A 22,139-nucleotide genomic window follows, 5' to 3' on the forward strand; every position below is an offset into this window, starting at 1 on the left:
TTATGTTAGAAAATGCTGAATATATAAAAGCCGAGGAACTGCTTGACCAGACCCAGAAGCTTTATGACGAGGGGGCGATATTCTGTACCGCCTCCTGCGTAGACTTGGGTAACGAATTTGAAGTTATTTACCACTACAATCTGGAAAATGGTCTTCAGATGAAACACCTCCGGCTTAAAATAGATAAAAATGAAACTGTTCCCAGTATTTCAAACATATATCTATGTGCTTCGCTCATTGAAAACGAAATGCAGGAGCTTTACCAGCTCAAACTCAGCAAAATTGCCATAGATTTCAGCGGCGGGTTTCTGGTCACCAAAGAAACCCCCAAGAGCTATATGATAAAAGCCCCTGATTACAAGCTTATTCCGGTAGAACGCCTGACTGCCCCCTGCCAGAGGGCTTGCCCGGCAGGTATAGATGTATCCCGTTATGTCCGCCTTTGCGGCGAAGGGAACTATGATGCGGCCCTGGCTGTAATCAAACAGGCCATGCCTTTCCCCGGAATACTGGGGCGGGTTTGCTTAGCCCCCTGTGAATCTGCCTGCCGCCAGGGCAAGTGCGGAGAAGCTATAAGCATCAAACAGCTTAAACGGGCGGCCTATGAATACGGCCATTATACAGATACCGCCACCGCCAAACCTACCGGCAAAAAAGTGGCAGTGGTTGGCTCTGGTCCGGCTGGTCTGGCAGCAGCTTATTTTCTGACCAAAAAGGGGCATAAGGTAACTGTGTTTGAGGCTTTGCCGAAAGCCGGCGGCTATATGCGGGTAGGCATACCTGAGTATGCACTGCCCCGCCAGATACTGGATGCCGAAATTGAAAACGTTGCCAAACTGGGTGTTGAGTTCAAACTGGGTACAGCCGTAAATTCGCTGAGTAGCCTCAAAGAAATGGGGTTTGATGCCACTTTGCTGGCGCTGGGTGCCAATCAGGGGGTACGCCGCTCCAACATAATAGCCGCTTTCAGCGGTGCTACAGACGTATTTAAAAAATTCGGGCTGGCTGTTGAAAATATAAACGGCAGCAATGTGCTTAAGGTTGACGATGATACGCTTAGTACTTCGCAGGAGGGTGTTTTTGCCTGCGGAGACGCCGTAAACGGGCCTACTTCGGTAATTCATGCCGTTGCCTCCGGTAAAAAAGCCGCCGCCAGTATAGACAAATATCTGGGCAGTGCCGGCAAGTGGGTGTATGAAAATATTGTAGCCCACGAGCCAGTATCCCGTGATACTTTCCTTGAACGGATTTTTCCCAAGAGCAAACCTTTAAGTGTTAAATATGATATTAAGCAAGCCAAAGAGCGAAATGAAGAAACTGCCGGCTATAGCCGTGAAGTTGCCGCCGCCGAGGGCAAACGCTGCTGGCGCTGTGATTTGGAGGAATAAATGGCACGGACAGTAATACCCTTCGGGCCACAGCATCCGGTATTCCCTGAGCCGGTACAGCTTAAACTGGAATGCGAAGACGAAACGGTAGTCGGGGTTACGCCGGTTATCGGTTACGTACACCGCGGGGTAGAAAAGGCCTGTGAGATAAATACCTTGCGGCAGAATATTTTTCTGGTAGAACGTATTTGCGGCATCTGTTCAATTCAGCACGCCCTTTGCTATTGTCAGGGCATAGAGGAACTGGCCGGTATTGAAGTTCCCCAACGGGCACATTATCTGCGCACTGCCTGGGCTGAGCTTTCCCGTCTTCACAGCCATAGCCTCTGGCTGGGTTTGCTGGCGGATGCACTCGGTTTTGAAAGCCTGTTCATGCAAATCTGGCGCGCCCGTGAGATTATCCTGGATATACTGGAGATGACTGCCGGACACAGGGTTATTACTTCTGCCTGCGTGGTGGGCGGAGTGCGCCGTGACATAGACACCGAAATGCTGAAAAAAACGTCTGATATGCTGGCTGAGTTTAGAAAAATGATGGATAAAACTATCCTGCCTACCCTGCTGAATGACCCCACCTTGAAAAAACGGACTGTAGGCAAAGGTATTTTATCCTATGACCAGGCGGTTACCTTAGGTGCTTGCGGCCCTACCATGCGCGGCAGCGGCGTCCCATCTGATGCCCGGGCCACCGGGTATGCCGCTTTTAAGGAGCTTGGCTTTGAGCCGGTAGTGGAAACCGCCGGGGACAGCTATGCCCGCACCCTGGTGCGCACCCGTGAAATTTACCAATCCATAGACCTTACGCTGGCCGCGCTTCAGCAAATGCCAGCAGGGGAAATAATGGTTAAGGCCGAAGCCTATCCTGAGGGAGAAATATTTACCCGGGTGGAGCAGCCCCGCGGCGAGCTTACTTATTATATAAAAGCCAACGGCACAAATCATTTGGACAGGTGCAAAATACGTACCCCCACCTTTGCCAATATCCCCACCCTGCTGGTCATGCTGCCGGGGTGTGAACTGGCAGATGTGCCTGTTATTACCTTATCTATAGACCCATGTATATCCTGCACGGAGCGTTAGGAGAAGGCTATGCCCTGGATGATAGGAACAGTACTTAAAAATTTGTTTTCAACTCCCCCCACCCGCCGCTACCCATACGAAAAACGGGAGTCATTTGCTGGTTCACGCGGTAACATCACCTGGGATGCCGGGCGTTGTGATATGTGCAACGATTGCGCCCGGGTCTGTCCCGCCCGCGCTATTACTCTTAAACCGGAAAAACACCTTATAGAATATGACCCGCTAAAGTGTATTTACTGCGGTACTTGCGCCGAAACCTGTCTTCAGCATGCAATCACCCAGCATCCGCTTTACGCCGCCCCGCAGGCTGAGCACGCTAGCCGGATAACCGAAGTCCACCACTACCGCTATTAGAAAAAGGTTTATCGCAGAGAAAAACCCCGGCTGTGACCGGGGTTTTATTATATCTATTATGATTCGCAGATATATTATGTAATGTAATTAGGCCGTATCGGCTGTAAAAGGTATAACGTCCTGTATGCTGTCTGTATTACAGAAGAACATAACCAGGCGGTCTATTCCCAGTGCATTTCCGGCACAGGCAGGCAGATATTTCATTGATTCCAAAAATTTATCAGGCGAAACCACCCGCCTATTCTGCTCAGTTTCTATCAGCCGCTTTTCCCCGGCAAAACGGCTTGCCTGCTCAAGCGGGTCTGTCAGCTCTGAATAAGCATTGGCCATTTCCAAGCCGGATATAAAAAACTCCGCCCGTTCGGCTACTTCCGGTTTAGTCTCTTTTATCCTGGCCAGAGATGCCATTTTAGCCGGATAATCCATCAGCACCGTAGGCTGTTCGGACGGAAAAGACGGAATAACCTTTAACACCAGGTCATCATCAAAACGCTTTTCATCATCTACGCTTAGCGGATCCCAGCCTGCGGCAGTTAGAAAGGCATCCTGCACAGTTATCCGTTTCCACGGGGGCATCAGGTCAATTTCCTTCGCCATGTACCGGACTAGTGGCTTACCGGACAGTTTTATGGCAATATAATGAAACAGATTTTCGGTGTCTTTTATCATCTGGAGATAATCAGCCCCGGCCCGGTACCACTCCAGCAGACTGAATTCGGGGTTATGCTGGCGTCCTTTCTCCCCGTCCCTGAAACAGCGGCTTATCTGGTAGATTTTTGCATATCCCGCTGCCAGCATACGTTTCATGTAAAGCTCAGGGGAAGTAGACAGGTAACCGCTCTGGCATTCCACCGGTTTTATATATCGTTCCGGGGCAACTGCCGGAACAAAAACAGGGGTTTCCACTTCCAGAAACCCCTGCTCATTGAAAAAACTGCGTATCCACCCAAGTATCTGCATGCGGCGTTTCAGGTTGTCTTCCAGTTTCCCCAGCCGCTGCTTCTCGTCTAAGTACATCCAGCTACTTCTTGTTGCCAACTCTTTCCACATAGGCACCGGTGCGGGTATCTACTTTTATAATATCCCCAGCCTTTATAAAAGTGGGAACGCCTATTTCCATGCCGTTGGAAAGTTTGGCCGGTTTATTCTGGGCAGTTACGGTTTCTTTGCCGGTACTCATAGAAGTTTCCACTATTTCCAGCTCAACAAAATTAGGCAGGGTAATTTCAATGGGGGCATCACCCAAAAGCTGTACCGGAATAACCATGCCGTCTTTCAGAAAAACACCCCGTGAACCCATACGGTCTTCGGTCATGTAGTGCTGTTCAAAGGTATCGGTATTCATAAATATATAATTGCCATTCTCATGGTAGAGATACTGCATATCATAAGTAGCTACATCAGCTTCCTTCAGTTTGTCACCCGAATGATAGGTGCGTTCCAGAATTCCGCCATCCATCAGATTGCGGAACTTTATCCGGTAGACGGCACTGCCCTTGCCCGGCTTCATAAAATCCACGTCATCCACGTTGTAAGGTATCTCATCCAACAGGATTTTTTTGTTCTTGCTGACTTCCTCTATATTCATACTGGCCTTTCGTAACAGAAAATACTAAGTGTTTTCAATCCAAAAATAATAATGGATATACGTATAACAAGTCAAATTTAAGGGGCACTGTCATCAGGGTTTGACACCGTTTTTAGGCCTGATTATAATTAGTGCTATACAAAATATTTTAGTACTGATAAATATATATATGACACGATGTATAGAGGAAAAACATGACACCTGAAACGTGCTCTGAAGATGCAAAATTTGTGCTGGTAAAAGATATTCTGGGGTTTATCCAGAAACTTTATACCGAAGCCCTGGTAGTCCCCCAGGGGCTGCTGGAAACCGAAATCACCATGCCCCAGCTGCAGGTGCTTTTACTTCTGCGCCAGCACGGCCCTCTCTCCATGGGGATAATATCCAAGAAACTTTGCGTCGGGCTTGCTACCCTGACCGGCATTGTTGACCGTCTGGTCAGGCAGGGTTTTGTAGAACGAGAAACTCCGCCCGATAACCGCCGGGTGGTCATCTGCCACCTTACCCCAAAAGGTAATGACCATTACCAGAGCCTGTGGCAGTTTACCACCGACAAAGTAGCCGAACTGCTGGACGGGGTAGATAACGAAGGCTTATCCATAATCCGGAATGGGTTTTGCCAGCTTGAAAAATCCATTGCCAATAAATTAACAGCGGCAGAAAGTACTGACAGGATTTAAAAATATGTTCAAGACTATTGCAAATTGGGTTATCAAATTTAAATATCTGGTAGTCAGTTTCTGGGTGATACTGGCTGCGGTAATGGCGCTTTCCGCCCCATCTTTGCAGGATGCAAGCACACTGGACCAGTCCGGCTTTATGCCCTCAGACTCAGATTCAGTTAAGGCTGATGCTCTTTTAAAACAGTATTTCCCGGATGATATTTCCTCGGTTTTCGGTCTCTATCTAATCCTGTTTAACCAGTCTAGCCTGAGCCAGACTGATATGGATTATGCCGAATCTTTAAGTGACTGGCTCTCTTCCGGGGATGCGCCCGCCGGCATTGGGGAAGTAGATTCGGTATTTAACAACCCCCAGTTAGCCGGCCGCCTTATCAGCCCGGATAATACTACCATGCTGATAAATATAAGCCTCATGCAGGCCGCCGAGGACAGCCGGACAGAAAAAATCATAACCGCCATTCATTCTCAGCTGGCAGATACGCCCGCAGGGCTTGAAGTATTTGTTTCCGGCGAAGCCGGCATATTAAATGACCTTTTTGCCGCTTTGGCGGACAGTATAGACCTGACCACCATTGTTACCATTGTGCTGGTTTCGGTCTTGCTGCTTATTATTTACCGCTCACCGGTAGCTTCACTGGTACCGCTTTTAACCATAGGCATTGCTTATCTGGTTAGCCGGGGCGTGCTGGGCTATATGGCTGAAGCCGGAGTAAATATCTGGTCACAGCTGGATATATTTATAGTGGTACTGATATTTGGGGTAGGCACGGACTACTGTTTGTTTCTTATGTCACGTTTCCGCGAAGAACTCCACAACAACCAAAACCGCTGGGATGCACTTAAAACCGCTTTGGGGCGGATAGGGGCTGTCATATCTGCCAGCGCCATAGCCCTTATTGTGGGTTTGATGGGCATGTCAATCGCCCGCTACCAGATGATTCAAACCATGGGGCCTTCACTGAGTGTGACCATTGCCATTACCCTGCTGTGTGCTTTAACAATCACCCCTGCGCTGGCATCTATATTCGGCGGTAAAATATTTTGGCCCAGCAAATTTGATAAAAACCAGAAGGAAAAGCAGCCGGATGCACCGCCTAAAAACAAATTCCACTTCTGGAGCTGGATAGGCAATATCACCACCAAACACCCTCTGCCCATAGCACTGGTTATTATCGGGCTTCTTTTCGTACCCTATACCCAGCTGTCACGCCAACAAGTTTCGTTTGATACTATAAGTGAACTGCCCCAGGATGCCGAATCGGTAATCGGTTTTAATAAACTGCTGGAGCATTTTAATATAGGCGAAATGATGCCAGCCACTCTGGTACTGGCTGATAGCAACGGCGAAGACCTAAGTTCCGCCGCTATACTTGAGGAACTGGCTGATTTAACCGCCAGCCTGGAAAATATTAAGGGGATAAGCGGTATCCAGTCTGTGCTTCAGCCGGACGGGACTTCCGTTTCCGGTTCAGCGCTTTTGGCCGCCAACCAGATACTGGGTCTGATACCAGATGCATCTTCCGGGAATCTTGACCCCGCTGATTTGGTTTCTGACCAGACTTTAGCAAGTTTCGGCTTTATAAAAACTTACCTGCTGGAACTAGGTCAGAGTTTTTCATGGCTTGCAGATGAGACAGCCTATCAGGACTGCCTAACCTCTATAAACAATATAACCGATATACTTACAAGTATCCGCCACAATGCCCAAATAGATACCCAGCTAACTGCCTTGACTGAAAAAATCCGTCAGACCGCAGATGCTTTGAGGCTGGGCTATCCGGCTCAAGCTGAAATAGCCTTTGCGGTAAAAGCCTATCTGGAAGAAAGCGCACAGGCATACAGCTTTATTGCTGATTTATATGACTACCAGCAGGCCATGCAAAAGATTGATACACTTGCCCTCCTTATTGCCCAGTCCAGCAATGACGGCAGTATTGTTTCCGGATTATACAGTCTGGCCTACTCCACCGAACACCTGTCATTCGTGATTGGCAGTGAGGGTGTCTTCTATTTCTTCCCCCAATCCCTCCCGTCAGACAGTGCCTCTGATAATGCCGCTGCAATGCTGCTCAGTGAAATAAGCGCATTCGGACAGAATATGTATTTATTAAGCAGCACTCTGGCGGACAACGGCAACCCGTATTTTATATCTCAAGCTCTTATGCAGGCCTCTCCCGAACTGCGCAGCCTGGTGGATGCATTTTATTCACAGGACAGGTCAGGAATACGTTTGTTCCTGATACTGGCTGATTCGCCCTACAGCAATGAAGCCATGGATACCATTTCCGATGTAAAAGCCCTGCTCCAGCAGGACATGACAGAAGGACAGCTTTCCGGTCTGGAATACGGCATTCAGGGTACCAGCGCCACCAGCCAGGACGTCCGGGGTATGATTGAAGAAGATTTCACCCATATCCAGATGATAATTCTGGGCGGGGTATTCTTGGTTTTGCTTACCCTTTTACGAAGTATAGTTGCCCCCATTTATCTGCTCCTGACCGTGATGCTAAGCTACGGTGCAACTATGGGCATAATAACCTGGCTGTTCCAGGATGTATTAGGGCACGCCGGTATAAGCTTTATGCTGCCCATCATATTATTTACCCTGATAGTAGCGCTGGGTTCAGATTACAATATCCTGCTTGTATCACGTATCCGCGAGGAATCAGAGACTAAACCCATCAGGGAAGCTGTCAAAAATGCAATTTCCTCAACCGGCGGGGTTATCGTGGCTTGCAGCTTTATTCTGGGTGGTACATTCGCAGCCATGCTCACTTCACCCATACTTACCATGTACCAGCTGGGGGCGGCGGTCGCCATTGGCATTATAATGGATACCGTCATTGTCAGAGGTATCCTGGTACCTTCACTGGCTACTATAATCGGCTGTTGGAACTGGTGGCCGTTCCATCAGAAAAATACTAGCAGCAGAAAGAGTGAAAACTGAAGCTAAATTACTTTACATTTGTAGCTTAAAAGTATTTTCCCCAGGACCTTTATCTCGGTCAGCGGCAGATTACGGTTTGTGCCATTTCCGTCTGAAATACGGAGGCCATTATCTGTGATATACAGATGATACCCGTAAATGCCCTGGCCTATCTGGCAGGCATACAGATTGCCGTCTTTTATTGCCTGTCCTGCCTGAATGACCACCATCTCACCGGGGTATATGCCAAAATGTTCCAAATGGTTATCATCTACCTGGAGGGCATAAATATTTTTCAGGTTTTCAACCAAGCCGCGGGGAATAAGAAGGCTTTTATATTTTAATTCATTACGGGGTCTGCGTTCAGGCATGCACCCGTGTACGCAAACTTCCACAGTTTCAAGTCTTTGAAACACAGACCGGATTTCAGTCAGTATATCTTCAATTTGCCTGGGTAATGTAGCTTCGCTTTCCGAAATAAGTTTGGATGGTTCAATACCAAAAGCGCTGGAAAGTTTACTGGCGGTGGTCAGCGTAATACTCTGCCGCTCACCTTTCTCCAGCTTTCGTATATATTGCCCGGAAAGCCCCGAACGACTACCTAAGTATTCAGGCGTCCAGCCTCTGGCCTTCCGGAATTCTCGTATCTTTTCGCCTATACTCATCATTGTAATTATATAGACATTATGCACTTAAAATAAGTATTTGACAATATGTTTTTATGTTTTAATAAATATCAGAAAAGCAAGATTTTTGGTATGCGGGTAATAAAAGATGATGAACACAGGAAGACTGAACAAAGACCAATTGCCAGCAGTAAACTAAGTGAAAGTAATGCGGCAGCAAAACACGAGGGAGTAAGTGGTAGGCCGTACAGGTCTCGAACCTGTGACCCTCTGATTAAAAGATACAAAGAACACGTAAAAAGGGATACTTTATAGTCCCTTGATGTAGCATTTTACGTTTGTTCCGTACCGTCTGATTTAGTTAAATACCAAGGCAAAACAAACAGTTGGTTAGCAAAATGTTAGCAAAGACAGGGGATTTATTTTGCAGGTTTTGTTTATCAAAATGAAAGGGGAAGCCATAATGGCTTCCCCAATATCTTTTAGTTATCCTAAAGTCTAGGATGATTTAATTCTTCTAGTCACCAATTGCCAAGCAACGACCAGAAAAATTAGAGATGGCAACCCCGTGGCCAGCAAGAACGTGTAGGCGGCTGTGGGTTCAAGTTCAGCAAAGCTGGCGAAAAAATTCTGAACAGTGAAGAGCAATAAAGCTAACCCCAAAATCCCTATAATCCATTCATACCATTTAAGGTTTGCTTTTGCCTTTTTTATCCACCAAATAAGCGCCGTTATTAAGGAACCGACAACCAAACCGATTAAGAACCACATTTTCCTCTATCCTCCATTTCGTTCAATTAACACCTGTTATTTGTATCCTCCATCAGTAGCTCCAATACTGCCATCCTGGCCATATAGAGGAAGAGATAAATCCCACCATTTACTCGTCTCCTCAGCGGGTACTAACCCATAGCCGAAAGCCTTGTCAGCATTCCAGAGGAATCCATTGAGAAGGCCAGTCGAACTTACTGTTGTTTTTACAAGCTCATGAACCATTGCACTAGTGTTTGTATTGAACACACAAGTACCCATACACCTGGCGCAATAACTCGGCTGCGCATCAAAATACAACCTGCATTTCAATGCATCAGTATGGTATGTCCGCTTACCTGGTGTAGAGAAACTTATTGGTTTATCAGTAGCAATTGCTGATGGCGGAATCTCCCATGATGGTTCAGCTTCGAAAGATATTCCTCCAACCGGACACGCTTCGGCGCATTTACGGCAAGTATGACAAAAACGGAATATCCCAGCGTCTATCGGCGGAGTTGGCATTAGAGGCAAGTCAGTTATTAAACTGAAATAACCGCAAACTGAGCCAAATTCTGGACTTATACAGTAATTATCATTGCGTCCCATCTCTGCTATACCAGATAGAACAGCAGTAGCTTGCGCAGGCAAAGCACCCCAATAAGACTTAGGGTATCCCATCCCTTGGTAGCCAAGGCCACGTAAAAAGTTTTGAGTCAGGTATTGTATTGTTGCATGAAGGCGATAACGGCTTGAATTAGCGGCCATTCTAAGATGACTTTCTTCATGACGAAACATTTCTTTTGACATCTGCACAGCTATACACACAGTCCAAAGCGGCTTATCGGGGAGGACATATTTGTCGTTTCCTTCATAAGCCTTATCCACATTCTCAAAAACAAAGGCCTTGGCATCAGTAGCTGGGGGGGGCCAACTGTAAAGATAATTATAATTATGTGCGTTACCTGTATCATGGGTTGATATTATTTTTCTTTCATTAGTATCTAATGCGCTGACGGCTATTTGAGAGGCGCCAAAAAAGCGCATTGCCGCGCGAAGCATTTTTAGGTTTTCTTCTGGAGTCCCTTCCCATTTTGGCACCCCAAGTTCCTCAGGTGTGGCAGATACTCCAGAAAATTCGGTTTTCTGAGGCCCTAACCAAGTCTTCAATTCTTGTCCTGGAACATAAGAGGTATTAAATGTACTGGATGCAGATGCAAGAGCAAGGTCTCTTAGTGATTGACCTGGTTTGTTATTTTTAAGACCTTCAGCCTGACTAGCGCCTTTTTCATGGAAAATCTGTAAAACTTTATCGACACCTACATAGCTAGCCAAAGCATGCGGCATCCATAGATTTTCCCTTAAGTCAAAACGTTGCATTTCATTCCAATTGATTTCTATAGTCGGATTTCCAAGTTCTCTTTCCTTGATCCACCAGGGACGTTTCCAGTTACCCCAAGCTGAAGAACTAACATCATCCAGGTCTTTAAACAGAGGAGCAGTCGCAGTAGCGGTTCCCAACCCGGCGCCGACTAACCCTAGGCCTTTCATAAAATCACGCCGGCTTACTGTAGAATGAAAATTACTCATAAAATACTCCTTTCCCTTAGCTCCACAGATTTGCAAATAAACGCATATTGAAAAATTTCTATTCTTCAAATGCGCTACATCCACACAAACTTAAAATATTTTCCCGTTGCTATGAATTCACAAATCAAATCTTCTTATTATTTATGCACCTCCTCCAGGATTAATTCGAAAATATGGGATATAAGAATCAATACTGTTAGAGTATACTGACGTTAAGATATAGCTAAAATATAATTTCAGGGCAATATTTATAGATATTAAAATGAACAGCTTTGAAACTATAAATAATTAATGCTATTTATAGTAGCATTAGCAATCTTGTTGGTAGCTAATTGTATATCTTGGTATTGTGCCTTATGATGAGTTTTGTTTTTGTGGGTTATTATGATTTTACGGTGAAAGGAGGCATGTAATGCTAAGTTCAGGGGCAACAAAAAGGCATATTCTTGATACATACCTCAAATTATGTACAGAACATGGCGAACGCAATGTAACTTTGAAGCTCCTAGTGGAGCACGTAAATGTAAGCCAGCCTTGTATTTATTATCACTTTCACTCCTTAAGTGAGTTACGAGAAATAGCTATCGCTTATTCGATTACTTCTCATTTCCTAGATGGAGGCCAAAAGGAAATGGAATATTTGTGGGACAATCAAACAAAAGAAGAATTATATAATATGTATTTGCAGCTTGGTGGACAAAATAACAAAACGCCTTTTGTCTATTATTCAGCAAATATTGCTGGCAAGGAGGATATAACTTTATTTCACTTGAATGCTATGATTAAACTTCAACAAGAAGGGTTAAGCGATTACGTTTTTACAAAAGGATGTAATATTACAAAAAAGGACGAGTACACCCTACGGCTATTAAGAACAGCTGCGTTTAATATGATATTTCTCACTTTAAAATACTATCACGAAAATTTTAGGGACAAGATGACTAAAGAACAATTTGCAAGAGTTATGACTGAAATTACTTATAATAGCTTTCGTGAATTATGGCGTAAGGTTAAAAAAGGTGAGTTTGACTATAGCTTTCCGAGTTAGAGATCTAGCTATAGGAAGAATTATTAAAATCTAAAGAGGCAGAGAACACGTGGAAAGGGATACTTTTTAGTCCTATACTATGGCATTTTACGTTTGTTTCGTGATATCTGATTTAGTCAAATAATAGGGCTAACAAGCAGCCGTTTAGCAATACTTAGTTTGTTTGAGTCTTACACAAGTGTTTATCAAATTATTTATAGAGTCCAGCCAGGCAATATAAATCGGGTCTTCAATAAACTTTATGCAGTCTTTTAGGTTCGAAATCGACTTCTTGAAGTCAAGCTCCTTAAAATCATCATAACAATTATTGAATTCTTTAATCATTTCTTTAAATTCCTTGTCAGGTACATTGCTGTATTCCAGCATAATTTCAATGCGAGAGAATTCCCTGAAAATCTCTTCAGATCGATCGATTAGACGTTCATTTGTAGACAAGAGATTTTTCAAAATACCTTGTTTGTTTATCGGGTTATCTTTAATGGTCTGCTTTATTAGTTGTATATTGTTATTTTGTTCTTTGTAAAAATATAGATAATTATTAAGAATTATAACTGTTTCACTTAACAATTCCCGGATATGATTGTTTCTGTATTGATCCTTTAAATTCTTAATGGAATAAAAAGTAGCACATGCTAATACTATTGTACCAATTGCAACAAACGCATTCATGATCAGTGCAGTTTCATCTATAGTCATATACTCTATATCCTAATTACTTCTAACGTTGGGTCGGTTATTTTTTATCTGAAAATAATCTCTCTTTACCCAGTTTCTACATTGTGAAGCAATTATGTTGCCATGATGAGCATCTCCGTGACAATTACGACACAGTGCAATTAAATTACGTGGGTCATTGTTAGAGTTATTATCATCTATGTGATGGATTTCTGGAATACCCGTGTAATTACAGTCATGATTCTCGCAACGATTTTCTGCTCTCTCTAGCACTCTTTTGCGCATTTTATTTGGTACCGGTTCTCTTCTATGGATTTCGGTTGAGTCATAAATTATTTTCTCAGCAGTTGATTTAACTACCTGACCTGCCTTTGAACGTACTGATCTAAACCTGATAAATACAAATATAATTATTGCTGATACTACCAATATTATTGTCCAACCAAGAGTAGCATTGGTTTTCCACCAATCACTTATTAATGCGAATAAAACTAGGGCTATGAATATCGCCCAAAACCAAAAATCCTCTTTCAATTTTCTGCTTTTAGTTTGCATATATCCCTCTTTTTCTGATCTAAACATTATTACATATTTGTTTATTCATTAGAAGACTTTTATCCTTGACAAAATATTTCTATAAGAGTACTCTGGTACTAATGTTAGTGAATAGAGGTTAACGATGGATACAAGTCTATATAAGACAATACTGAAAATCGTTATTCACCCTAGCTACGAGTGGTTAGAGCCAGCTAAGGGTATGAATATTTCTCATCGTGAACTTGAGGTCTTTGTATTAATGATTGAAGGCCATAATAACAAAGAAATAGGTGCACTTCTGGGCATACAGTACCAATCGGTAAAAAACCATTTGCATACACTAAATAAAAAATTAAAGGCAAATAATAATCCACAAGCAATGGTTATATTATTGTCTATGAATGTACTTGGTCTACTGAGAAAATGGGAAAACACTGAAATTACACAATCAGAATATGTACAAAATTTAAGAGAAACATTGGAAAATCCAAATTCTGGACTAAGCAAAAGTTCAAAAACCTTCACAAAGAAGTTCATGGTCGAACATGGCCTTTACGGTGAATTGTATAAAGATAGAATCGAGGAATTGAGAAATGCGGAAAGACCCGAAGGGCAACCCGAAAAGACTGGCGAGTGATGGTGGCGCTTTGACTGCAATCACTGGCGCATACATAGCGGTGCGATGCCATCGCGAGACAGGCGCACATGGCTCTGCCATGTGCAAGCAGGACGCAGGAAATCGCACCAGGGCGTTGCCATGCGTCACCGAAGACCGACCGTTCGGTGGGGCGGAAGGGCGGTCGTCCTCCCCCGTACCCCCTCCTTCTTTACTTGTCCATAACAACGTTAATGTCAACGCTCAGCTTTATAGAGCTAAGGGTTTACTTACATACTGGGATTTCATGTTACACAAAGTACGTGTTGGTAACACCATTGTTGTACTTCAGAATAAGTCAGACCATACACAGCTTAAACTTATGCCCTCAACTGCTCAAAGCAGATACTTTCAAGACGGACGCTTGAACATTTCGAGAAAAATAAAAAGACGCTTGGGTAAGTTTAATAACGTAAAAGGGTTAATGGAAACTTTGACCTATGATCCCAAAAAGATTTCTAAACAAGAAGCATGGGCATCATTTAGCAAAGACACTCGTAAATTTCTGAATGGTCTCAACCAATATCGAAAACGGCGTGGCTGGCCAAGACTCCACTATCTTTGGGTAGTCGAGGTTCAAAAAGAAACGGGCTATCCGCATGTACATATCTTCTTCCCGAACCTGAAATGGCTTGCACCCCTTTCAATTATCAACGGCAATTGGAATAAGGGACGAGCAAATATTGAAAGCCCGAAAGCCATAACAACAAACTGTGCCGGTTATATCAGCAAGTACTTAAGAAAAATGAATGGCTGGAGTGATTTACATCTGGCCTTACTTTGGAGTGGTAAAATGCCGTATGTATGGGTTTTCCAGAGGTTTTTCCCCCAAAGTTGAGAAAAAGGAAACCGAGTGGCAAAAACATGCGGTCTTACAAACTAATGACCGAGATATGCTTGAAAAATCACTTGAAGAAGGTGGTTATAAAATTGATAGAAGATTTGTGAATACGAAAGGACAGAACTAGCGTGAAAACCATGAACACAGTAAACCCCGATACTTTTTCTCCTGATTTATTAAACGGCAAGCGTCTTTGTCTTAGCGTGCCAGAAGCAGCTAAGATGTTAGGATTGTCAAAGAATTTTACTTATGAACTGGTTAGACAAGGCGCTATCCCTTCTATAAAATTAGGTAAGCGCATACTGATTTCCCGCATGCAATTAGAAGAAATTCTAAAACGGGGTAACGAATGAAAGGCCATATCGTAAAACGCAGTACGGACAGCTGGTCAATTGTAATTGAACTGCCACGCGATCCAGCTACTGGTAAACGCAGACAATCTTGGCATACGATAAAAGGAACGAAAAAAGAAGCCGATAAAAAACTGCGTGAACTTCTTACTGCGCAAGATAACGGTATATTTGTAAAACAGAGTAAATTATCATTTGGCGAATGGCTTGAAAACTGGTGTAGAGATTACGTTAAGATCCAAACTACCCAAAGAACATTTGAAAGTTACTATCAAAACATAATCGGGCATATTGAACCTGCACTAGGCAAGGTTATACTGACTGAACTTACTCCCCAGATTATCCAAGCTTATTATGCAAGGCAATTAGAAAAAGGCCGTGCAGATGGTAAAGGTGGCCTCTCTGCTCGAAGTGTGCTTTACCAGCATCGGATAATAAGTAAATGCCTTAAACAGGCAACCAAACTTGGCTTAATTATGAGAAATCCAGCTGATGCAGTTGAACCACCCAGACCCCGAAAGACTGCAATATCTGTTCCAGATAAAGATGAATTACCCAGACTCCTAGATGCTTTTGAAACAACCCCCTATTACGTTTTTTATTGCCTGCTTCTTTATTGTGGCATGCGCCGAGGCGAAGCTTTAGCATTACGCTGGAAGGATATAGATTTAAAACAAGACACAATTCAAATAGCCGAGACAGCTTTTACCTTAAGATCCGGTGAATACGTCATAAAAGAACCCAAAACGCCTCACAGTCGAAGATGCATAGACATACCACCCACAATGAAGCTTCTTCTGCTCGAATACAAAGCAGACCAGACGGCATATTATGCAAAACTAGGGGTAGAACTTGGCTTACATGACTTCGTCTTTACTCGGCCTAATGGAGAGCCTTTAAATCCAAATACAGTTACTCACACTTTCCTGAAAGCAGTCCGAAAGGCAGGCTTTGATAAGCTTCGTCTGCATGACCTGCGTCACTTACATGCTACGCTTATGCTTCAGGCAGGTATACACCCTAAGATTGTTTCCGAAAGGCTTGGGCATGCCAGTATCAATATTACTTTAGATACATATAGCCATGTAATGCCTGGGCTTCAGAAAAAGGCTGTAAATGTTTTTGATAAGATGCTGTCAGCTAACGAAGAATCGCTTGAAGAAAATTCGGTTAGCAAACGGTTAGCAAAACACGAGGGAGTAAGTGGTAGGCCGTACAGGTCTCGAACCTGTGACCCTCTGATTAAAAGTCAAAAGCTAAAAAACCAGGCGGAGCCACTCTCCTTTGCATTATGTTATGTATATTAGAATCTTTTGATAGAAGCAATAACTCTTCCCAATATATCAGCGTTAGTCATAACTAAATCTTTATAATCTCCATTTGAGGACCGCAGAATAATCTGTCCATTATTCAAATATAGATGTTTTGCAGTCACTTCATTATGCGCTGTACGAACGGCATAAATTTTACCTTCAAACATCTCTGAATCTTTATCAACAATGATTATATCGCCGTTTTCAATCCCATCCCCTTTGAGGCTCTCACCGCTCACTCTCAACGCATACACTCTCTTACTCGCATTTTTTAATAATTCCTTTGGGACAGGAACATAATCAGATGCTGCCTCTTCATCTACTAATTCCGGATATCCTGCGGGTATATAACCAATTACTGGGATGAATTCAATATCATCCATTCTTCTGGATATTGCTTGTGCGCGGCTTAATAAATTACCAAGAGATTCTTCTTTCTCACCCAATAATGCTGATGTCGAAATATCAAGTCCACGCGCTAACTTCTGCGCAATTCCAAGTGTAGCACTATATGTTTTCCCGCTTTCCAATTGGGATATGTAGGCACGATCTACACCTGATCTCCGGGCTAATTCACTCTGCGTCATACCTATTTTTTTGCGTAACTCTTTGAGCGTTATACCTATTGATGACTTATCTTCCATAGCACCTATTTTCACTTGCCTGTTGAATATTTACAAGTTGTAGATATATTTAACAAAAGTGTCAATTATATATTGACTTAAGTCAATGGTAGTGGTATCCTCATGTAGAAATGAGCAACAAAATAGTTGATATTATCAAACAATACCTTGGCAAAAACAGCATCTCGGGAAACCAATTTTCCCGGACAATAGGATTTGACCCAGCAATATGGTGCAGAATTAAGCACAAAAAAATGCAACCCTCACCTGCATTTTTGACAAGTGTCGCTCGGACTTATCCGGAACTGCGTCTCCAAATTCAAGAGTCGATGTTTGGTACAGAGGAGAACGATGGAAACTAATAAATCAGAAATAGAACTATATCCCATGACTCCATCTCAAATTCGGCAACGTAAAAATGCCGGAGCACTCGGAGGTCAAGCTATTCTGGAACGATACGGAGTCGAGTGGTTACAGAAAATCGGTAAGCTTGGTGGGAGACCTAGATTAGCAAATATTGAACTATTAAGACAGCAAAAAGCCCTTAAGGCTGCTAATAAAGAAAATCAGATAGGAGGAATGGACAGCCGCCGGTCTGAAAACCTGGGGCAACTTAAACGGCTTATAAGGCTGAAATACTTTGGGGCGAAGTGTGAGCTTCGTCCCAGAAAGGGGAATGAGGCAATGCCTCAACAACAAGTGGCTTATCGTATCAAGAATGAACGCACCGGTCAATGGTGGGAGGGAAAGGCTGATAGCCCGATAGATGCCATGCGGAAAGCCGGCAATGAATTCCCGGTCAGAAACCCTAAGTTCGGCTATTTCCATTTAACTAGTCTGAAATGAGGTCCAATATGACAACAGCAACACGTAAATATACGATAGACGATATACTGGCCAAACTCCAGGGCGTCAAAAAGAACGGCTCCGGCTGGATGGCCTGCTGCCCTGCGCATGCCGATAAAAACCCGTCACTATCAGTATGCGAAAAGAGTGGCAAGATTTTGATCAAATGCTTTGCCGGATGTAGCTATGAGACGATCATGTCCGCGTTGGATATGCCTGTTAATGATGCAATGCCCAAAACTGCCAAGTCATCCAAGAAAAATTCACCGCTGGGTCGGATAGTTATGGCATACCCGTATGAGCAAAAAGACGGATCCATATACTACGAGCATGTACGCTACCAGCCAAAAACCTTCAGATTTAGACGCCCGGATCAGAACGGGTACTACATCAATAATATGGATGGGATAGACCATATTTTGTACCGGCTGCCTAATCTGGTACGCGGGATAGCTGAAGGTAAATCAGTCTACATTGCTGAAGGTGAAAAGGACGTTGATAACATACGAGGCTTAAACTTGGTCGCAACGTGTAATGATTGTGGCGCCGGCAAGTGGGAAGACAAATATTCTGATGAATTAAAAGGTGCGCCTCAAGTGATCATTATCGCCGATAAAGACGAACCCGGCCGCAAACATGCCTCCGAGGTCGCCCTATCCGTACATAACAGAGGCGTACCGGTAAAAATTATAGAGATGCCGGGTGAATTCCAGAAGACTGAGGACGGCTATACAGGGGTTAAGGACTTTTCCGACTGGCTGAATGCCGGCGGAACTGCCTCCCAGCTGGAAAAACTGGTAGCCGAGGCACCGGTCTATGTACCGCCGCTAATACAGGACTCCCTCCGTGAGATATCCGGAGAGCGGTATTGTGTGGAAAACGGCAGGGTCTGTCTAATAAAAGGCGGCAGAGATGGATCGCTGACTCTCCCCCTGTGTAATTTTACAGCCAGGGTAACAGAAGAAATAACCAGAGACAACGGGGTAGAAGTATCCAAGTTTTTCCGGATACTTGGCCATGATTACGCCGGTAATAATCTGCCCGCTATTGAGGTGTCTGCATCATCTTTCCCTGGATTAAACTGGGTAGTATCAGAATGGGGAATGCGGGCCATCATAGGCGCCGGTCAGAGCGTTAAAGACTGCCTCAGAGAGGCTATGCAGCTGCTCTCCCAAAACGCCCAATCCCGTCATATATATACCCATACCGGCTGGCGTCATATTAACGGGCAAGATATATTCCTCTCCCAGGGCGGGGCTATAGGCTGTGATGGAGTGGATGTAGACCTGGAACCCCAGCTGCAGAGGTATTTCCTGGGCACACCGGACCCGGAGAAATTAAGGGAATCTGTCCGGGCCAGCCTGAACTTTCTCTATATCGCTGACTTGTCCGTTACCCTGCCGCTTTGGACAACGATGTATCTGTCTCCGCTGGCCGAAGCCCTTGAACCGGCTTTTACCTTATGGCTGGTGGCTGTGTCCGGCAGTTATAAATCAACTCTGTCTGCGTTGGCACTCTGCCATTTCGGAGATTTTGACAATAACCATCTGCCGGCGTCTTGGCGGGATACCGGTAACCAGCTGGAAAAACTGTTGTTCACCGCTAAGGACCTGCCGCTGGTTATAGATGACTGGGCACCTGGTCAGGATAACAATAAGAAACGCGAGTTGGAAGCTAAAGCTGAGCATATCATTCGTGCCCAGGGCAATCACCAGGGGCGCGGCCGGATGCGCTCAGACACAACCTCACGCCTGAGTTATTATCCCCGCGGTATGTTGGTTACATCAGGTGAGCATACACCCTCCGGCCATTCCCATACCGCCCGTATTATCAGCGTGCGGTTGGAAAAGGAAATGGTTGACCTCGGCTTAATGACCGAGGCTCAGACTAAGGACCGCCACCTATACCGCCAGGCCATGGCCAACTATATCGCCTGGTTACAACCGAACTGGCTTGAGCGCAAATGTGAACTCCGGCAGAAATTTACCCAGCTGCGGGCTGAGATTACCAATGAATTAAGCGACTGCAAAATACATTCCCGCCTGCCGGATGTAGTAGCCATCCTTCTGATTGCGCTGTCTACCGCTTTAGAGTTTGCTAAATCTACTGGAGAGCTTAAGGCAGACGAATACGATTTATTCATGAATGAGGGCCGCCGTTATTTCATGGACATGGCCAAGGAGCAGGGCGAAATGGTTGAGGAACAACGCCCAGGTCAGAGAGCTATTGAGGCTATCCAGGCATCGCTGCGTATCGGTACGGCAGTATTACGCAATAAAAATGATGCCGCGCTGACTGAGTTGCCATCAGGTAAGACCGCTATCGGCTGGCGGGATTATATGAACGGGCATACCCTGCTGGATCCGGCCGCCACTTACCAGGTAATAGTCCAGCACTGCGCAAAGTCCAACAATCCATATACCATCAACGAGCTGGAAACATGGCGGGATTTAAACCGCATGGGATTTACTGAGGCCTCCAATGACGGCAGGCCTACGGTCATGGCCAGAGTAACGGCTATCCCGAAGTCATTCCGGGTAGTCAAGGTTAAAAATGAGGCTATCGGATTGGCTAAAACAACATCCCTGCCGCTGGAAGGCATGGAAAATGTGTAAATATTTTTTACCGGCGGGGGGTATATCAAAATTTTGGAAACATGGAAACAAACCACTTTTTCCAATCGTGGCTTACGTTGTTTCCAAGACCTGGAAACAAGCCCTAAATTTTGGAAACATTGGAAACAGACATAATGTTAGCTGGAAACATTTTGGTAACACGATTGATATACGAACAAATAAACTACTTAACAATAATAAAATGGAAACATTTTGGAAACAACGTAACTTAGCTTTGAGATTCCTTTATTGTTTCCATGTTTCCAAAAGAATAGGAGTTAGCTGACATGAAGATTGTTAAATCATTCTCAAAGGGCTCGGATAAATGAAAGTCGCGTTATATGCCAGGGTAAGCACTCGGGATAAAAATCAGGATCCGGAAGTCCAACTGATGGAGCTGCGGAAATATTGCCAGGAAAACGGCATGGAAATAACCAGGGAATATATAGATCATGCCTCGGCCAATGATTTCGTCCGCAGGACGGCATGGAAACAGTTGTTAGTGGATGCATCTGCCCGAAAGTTTCGGGGGTTACTGGTGTGGAAACTTGACCGGGCATTCCGCGACATTACGGTGGCCACCTCGTCCGTTAAAATGCTGCGCAATGCCGGCATAGATTTTATTGTTACCACTGTCCCTGTTCTTTCAGTCCAAGGTCCAGCTGGAGACCTGATGTTTAACATCTATGCCGCTTTTGCCCAGTTTGAAAAGGACACCATTATTGAAAGAGTTAACGCCGGACTTTCAAGAGCAAAGGCTAAGGGTAAGGCATTCGGTCGCCCAAGAAAGGCAATAGACTTCAATAAGGTTTTGGAAGCCCACGAGATAGCCTGCTCACGGGTTAACCGGATTACTAAAGAAAATCAGGGTTATTCCGAGACGGCGAGGATATTGAGCGAGCAGACCGGGCTAAGAATTACAGCCGGTTGGGTCTATAACCGGATAAAGGCCGGCAATTAAAATGCTTCAAAAAACCCACCCCCATTTTTGCATAAATTTTAAAGCCAAAAATCTTATCGGATGGGAGGCTTCAAAAAACAAATGATTTTTGAAGGAATAGTTGAGGTGACGGCATGACAGCCAAAGGGTTCAAAATAGAAGCCTGCGGAATGGGGTTTAATAATACCGGTTATCCCGGAGCATTTACACCTGTGGTTGTAAGCATAATCAAATCCCTCATTAGCGGTAATATCCTGCACTTATTCTCTGGCTCCAGCACGATAGGAAGTGAGCGAGTAGATATTGCACATCAAAATGCTACGGCAAATTGTACTGTTGAGGAATTTATTGCACAGGATAAACGTCACTGGGATTGGGTTATTCTTGACCCCCCTTACCAAATTACACGCACTGATGCAAAGCTAAATGGGTATGGAATAAAGGGGGCCGTTTCGTCTTGTGTCCAAAAGAGGCGTCCGTTAATTAGCTGGTTGCGTCAACATGCTGATAACGTAATATGGCTAGACCAGTGTGCGCCAATAATTAAAGGATTTAAGCGAGAAAAATTATGGTTATTGTTGCCTGGTGGATTTCATTCAGTGCGTGTACTGACGTGGCTTAGCCGTAACCAAATAGAGCTGCCATTAGTAACCAGCAACAGGCAATAGGAGTGTAAGAGATGACAGCAATTAAAGAGCTCCTTTGTAAAGA

Annotated in this window: 22 protein-coding genes; 14 read left to right on the forward strand and 8 right to left on the reverse strand. The window is 44.4% G+C overall.

What is annotated here, in order from left to right:
* Nucleotides 1-2 precede the first annotated feature (2 nt).
* From DET_RS04515 to DET_RS04525, 3 genes are read left to right on the forward strand one after another with little or no spacing between them, the layout of a single operon-like run.
* The gene (locus DET_RS04515) at nt 3-1,388 is read left to right on the forward strand and encodes an FAD-dependent oxidoreductase (protein WP_010936593.1); all 1,386 of its coding nucleotides are present in this window, start codon (nt 3-5) and stop codon (nt 1,386-1,388) included.
* Complete coding sequence (locus DET_RS04520; protein WP_010936594.1) at nt 1,389-2,468, forward strand: nickel-dependent hydrogenase large subunit; 1,080 nt, start codon at nt 1,389-1,391, stop codon at nt 2,466-2,468.
* Between the two features lie 9 nt (nt 2,469-2,477).
* Complete coding sequence (locus tag DET_RS04525) at nt 2,478-2,822, forward strand: 4Fe-4S binding protein (protein WP_010936595.1); 345 nt, start codon at nt 2,478-2,480, stop codon at nt 2,820-2,822.
* 87 nt (nt 2,823-2,909) lie between these two features.
* On the opposite strand, the gene DET_RS04530 is transcribed toward DET_RS04525, so the two are convergent.
* A complete protein-coding gene (locus tag DET_RS04530; protein WP_010936596.1) occupies nt 2,910-3,839 on the reverse strand; it encodes an amino acid--tRNA ligase-related protein in 930 nt (309 codons plus the stop codon).
* Between the two features lie 4 nt (nt 3,840-3,843).
* Nucleotides 3,844-4,410, reverse strand: coding sequence for an elongation factor P (efp, locus tag DET_RS04535; protein ID WP_010936597.1), 567 nt, complete (start codon nt 4,408-4,410; stop codon nt 3,844-3,846).
* Nucleotides 4,411-4,604: 194 nt separating this feature from the next.
* On the opposite strand from efp, the gene DET_RS04540 reads away from it, so the two are divergent.
* Entirely contained in the window at nt 4,605-5,090 is a 486-nt protein-coding gene (locus DET_RS04540; RefSeq protein WP_010936598.1) for a MarR family winged helix-turn-helix transcriptional regulator, read from the forward strand.
* Between the two features lie 4 nt (nt 5,091-5,094).
* Nucleotides 5,095-8,040, forward strand: coding sequence for an MMPL family transporter (locus DET_RS04545; RefSeq protein ID WP_010936599.1), 2,946 nt, complete (start codon nt 5,095-5,097; stop codon nt 8,038-8,040).
* Between the two features lie 2 nt (nt 8,041-8,042).
* On the opposite strand, the gene DET_RS04550 is transcribed toward DET_RS04545, so the two are convergent.
* The 3 genes from DET_RS04550 to DET_RS04560 all read right to left on the reverse strand — a co-directional run bounded on the left by DET_RS04550 (nt 8,043) and on the right by DET_RS04560 (nt 10,985).
* Nucleotides 8,043-8,687, reverse strand: a complete 645-nt coding sequence (locus tag DET_RS04550; RefSeq protein WP_041223369.1) for a helix-turn-helix domain-containing protein — start codon at nt 8,685-8,687, stop codon at nt 8,043-8,045.
* A 456-nt stretch (nt 8,688-9,143) separates the two neighbouring features.
* Nucleotides 9,144-9,416, reverse strand: a complete 273-nt coding sequence (locus tag DET_RS04555; protein ID WP_010936602.1) for a hypothetical protein — start codon at nt 9,414-9,416, stop codon at nt 9,144-9,146.
* Between the two features lie 36 nt (nt 9,417-9,452).
* On the reverse strand, nt 9,453-10,985 hold the full coding sequence (locus tag DET_RS04560) for a reductive dehalogenase (RefSeq protein ID WP_010936603.1): 1,533 nt from the start codon (nt 10,983-10,985) through the stop codon (nt 9,453-9,455).
* A gap of 412 nt (nt 10,986-11,397) precedes the next feature.
* Between DET_RS04560 and DET_RS04565 the strand changes: the two genes are divergently transcribed.
* Nucleotides 11,398-12,033 (forward strand): TetR/AcrR family transcriptional regulator, encoded by a 636-nt coding sequence (locus tag DET_RS04565; RefSeq protein ID WP_010936604.1) that lies wholly within the window; start codon nt 11,398-11,400, stop codon nt 12,031-12,033.
* A gap of 144 nt (nt 12,034-12,177) precedes the next feature.
* On the opposite strand, the gene DET_RS04570 is transcribed toward DET_RS04565, so the two are convergent.
* Nucleotides 12,178-12,729: a hypothetical protein gene (locus DET_RS04570; protein ID WP_010936605.1), complete on the reverse strand. Its 552-nt coding sequence runs from the start codon at nt 12,727-12,729 to the stop codon at nt 12,178-12,180.
* Between the two features lie 12 nt (nt 12,730-12,741).
* Complete coding sequence (locus DET_RS04575) at nt 12,742-13,263, reverse strand: HNH endonuclease signature motif containing protein (RefSeq protein ID WP_148184968.1); 522 nt, start codon at nt 13,261-13,263, stop codon at nt 12,742-12,744.
* Between the two features lie 124 nt (nt 13,264-13,387).
* On the opposite strand from DET_RS04575, the gene DET_RS04580 reads away from it, so the two are divergent.
* The 4 genes from DET_RS04580 (at nt 13,388) to DET_RS04595 (ending at nt 16,398) form a co-directional block, all read left to right on the forward strand.
* Nucleotides 13,388-13,882, forward strand: coding sequence for a helix-turn-helix transcriptional regulator (locus tag DET_RS04580; RefSeq protein WP_010936607.1), 495 nt, complete (start codon nt 13,388-13,390; stop codon nt 13,880-13,882).
* Nucleotides 13,839-14,738, forward strand: coding sequence for a rolling circle replication-associated protein (locus DET_RS04585; RefSeq protein ID WP_010936608.1), 900 nt, complete (start codon nt 13,839-13,841; stop codon nt 14,736-14,738). Before DET_RS04580 ends, DET_RS04585 begins: the two co-directional genes overlap by 44 nt.
* A 140-nt stretch (nt 14,739-14,878) precedes the next feature.
* Nucleotides 14,879-15,094, forward strand: coding sequence for a helix-turn-helix domain-containing protein (locus DET_RS04590; RefSeq protein WP_044026233.1), 216 nt, complete (start codon nt 14,879-14,881; stop codon nt 15,092-15,094).
* A complete protein-coding gene (locus DET_RS04595; RefSeq protein WP_010936610.1) occupies nt 15,091-16,398 on the forward strand; it encodes a tyrosine-type recombinase/integrase in 1,308 nt (435 codons plus the stop codon). The genes DET_RS04590 and DET_RS04595 overlap by 4 nt, the downstream gene beginning before the upstream one ends.
* Here the strand turns inward: DET_RS04595 and DET_RS04600 are convergent.
* Nucleotides 16,395-17,063 (reverse strand): LexA family protein, encoded by a 669-nt coding sequence (locus tag DET_RS04600; RefSeq protein WP_041223323.1) that lies wholly within the window; start codon nt 17,061-17,063, stop codon nt 16,395-16,397. The two genes, DET_RS04595 and DET_RS04600, sit on opposite strands and share 4 nt — an antisense overlap.
* 315 nt (nt 17,064-17,378) lie before the next feature.
* On the opposite strand from DET_RS04600, the gene DET_RS08710 reads away from it, so the two are divergent.
* The 4 genes from DET_RS08710 (at nt 17,379) to DET_RS08660 (ending at nt 22,096) form a co-directional block, all read left to right on the forward strand.
* A complete protein-coding gene (locus DET_RS08710) occupies nt 17,379-17,873 on the forward strand; it encodes a hypothetical protein (protein ID WP_041223316.1) in 495 nt (164 codons plus the stop codon).
* Nucleotides 17,874-17,881: 8 nt separating this feature from the next.
* On the forward strand, nt 17,882-20,488 hold the full coding sequence (locus DET_RS04615) for a CHC2 zinc finger domain-containing protein (RefSeq protein ID WP_010936056.1): 2,607 nt from the start codon (nt 17,882-17,884) through the stop codon (nt 20,486-20,488).
* Between the two features lie 325 nt (nt 20,489-20,813).
* Nucleotides 20,814-21,449, forward strand: coding sequence for a recombinase family protein (locus tag DET_RS04625; protein WP_010936057.1), 636 nt, complete (start codon nt 20,814-20,816; stop codon nt 21,447-21,449).
* Nucleotides 21,450-21,562: 113 nt separating this feature from the next.
* A complete protein-coding gene (locus tag DET_RS08660) occupies nt 21,563-22,096 on the forward strand; it encodes a hypothetical protein (protein WP_041223318.1) in 534 nt (177 codons plus the stop codon).
* Nucleotides 22,097-22,139 lie beyond the last annotated feature (43 nt).

It is taken from the genome of Dehalococcoides mccartyi 195 (assembly GCF_000011905.1).
GTDB classification, from domain to species: domain Bacteria; phylum Chloroflexota; class Dehalococcoidia; order Dehalococcoidales; family Dehalococcoidaceae; genus Dehalococcoides; species Dehalococcoides mccartyi.

Bases quoted from the DNA above. Each gene is read 5' to 3' on its own strand.
- DET_RS04515 (WP_010936593.1), top strand. From the start codon at position 3: ATGTTAGAAAATGCTGAATATATAAAAGCCGAGGAACTGCTTGACCAG.
- DET_RS04520 (WP_010936594.1), top strand. From the start codon at position 1,389: ATGGCACGGACAGTAATACCCTTCGGGCCACAGCATCCGGTATTCCCT.
- DET_RS04525 (WP_010936595.1), top strand. From the start codon at position 2,478: ATGCCCTGGATGATAGGAACAGTACTTAAAAATTTGTTTTCAACTCCC.
- DET_RS04530 (WP_010936596.1), bottom strand. From the start codon at position 3,839: ATGTACTTAGACGAGAAGCAGCGGCTGGGGAAACTGGAAGACAACCTG.
- efp (WP_010936597.1), bottom strand. From the start codon at position 4,410: ATGAATATAGAGGAAGTCAGCAAGAACAAAAAAATCCTGTTGGATGAG.
- DET_RS04540 (WP_010936598.1), top strand. From the start codon at position 4,605: ATGACACCTGAAACGTGCTCTGAAGATGCAAAATTTGTGCTGGTAAAA.
- DET_RS04545 (WP_010936599.1), top strand. From the start codon at position 5,095: ATGTTCAAGACTATTGCAAATTGGGTTATCAAATTTAAATATCTGGTA.
- DET_RS04550 (WP_041223369.1), bottom strand. From the start codon at position 8,687: ATGATGAGTATAGGCGAAAAGATACGAGAATTCCGGAAGGCCAGAGGC.
- DET_RS04555 (WP_010936602.1), bottom strand. From the start codon at position 9,416: ATGTGGTTCTTAATCGGTTTGGTTGTCGGTTCCTTAATAACGGCGCTT.
- DET_RS04560 (WP_010936603.1), bottom strand. From the start codon at position 10,985: ATGAGTAATTTTCATTCTACAGTAAGCCGGCGTGATTTTATGAAAGGC.
- DET_RS04565 (WP_010936604.1), top strand. From the start codon at position 11,398: ATGCTAAGTTCAGGGGCAACAAAAAGGCATATTCTTGATACATACCTC.
- DET_RS04570 (WP_010936605.1), bottom strand. From the start codon at position 12,729: ATGACTATAGATGAAACTGCACTGATCATGAATGCGTTTGTTGCAATT.
- DET_RS04575 (WP_148184968.1), bottom strand. From the start codon at position 13,263: ATGCAAACTAAAAGCAGAAAATTGAAAGAGGATTTTTGGTTTTGGGCG.
- DET_RS04580 (WP_010936607.1), top strand. From the start codon at position 13,388: ATGGATACAAGTCTATATAAGACAATACTGAAAATCGTTATTCACCCT.
- DET_RS04585 (WP_010936608.1), top strand. From the start codon at position 13,839: ATGCGGAAAGACCCGAAGGGCAACCCGAAAAGACTGGCGAGTGATGGT.
- DET_RS04590 (WP_044026233.1), top strand. From the start codon at position 14,879: ATGAACACAGTAAACCCCGATACTTTTTCTCCTGATTTATTAAACGGC.
- DET_RS04595 (WP_010936610.1), top strand. From the start codon at position 15,091: ATGAAAGGCCATATCGTAAAACGCAGTACGGACAGCTGGTCAATTGTA.
- DET_RS08710 (WP_041223316.1), top strand. From the start codon at position 17,379: ATGGAAACTAATAAATCAGAAATAGAACTATATCCCATGACTCCATCT.
- DET_RS04615 (WP_010936056.1), top strand. From the start codon at position 17,882: ATGACAACAGCAACACGTAAATATACGATAGACGATATACTGGCCAAA.
- DET_RS04625 (WP_010936057.1), top strand. From the start codon at position 20,814: ATGAAAGTCGCGTTATATGCCAGGGTAAGCACTCGGGATAAAAATCAG.
- DET_RS08660 (WP_041223318.1), top strand. From the start codon at position 21,563: ATGACAGCCAAAGGGTTCAAAATAGAAGCCTGCGGAATGGGGTTTAAT.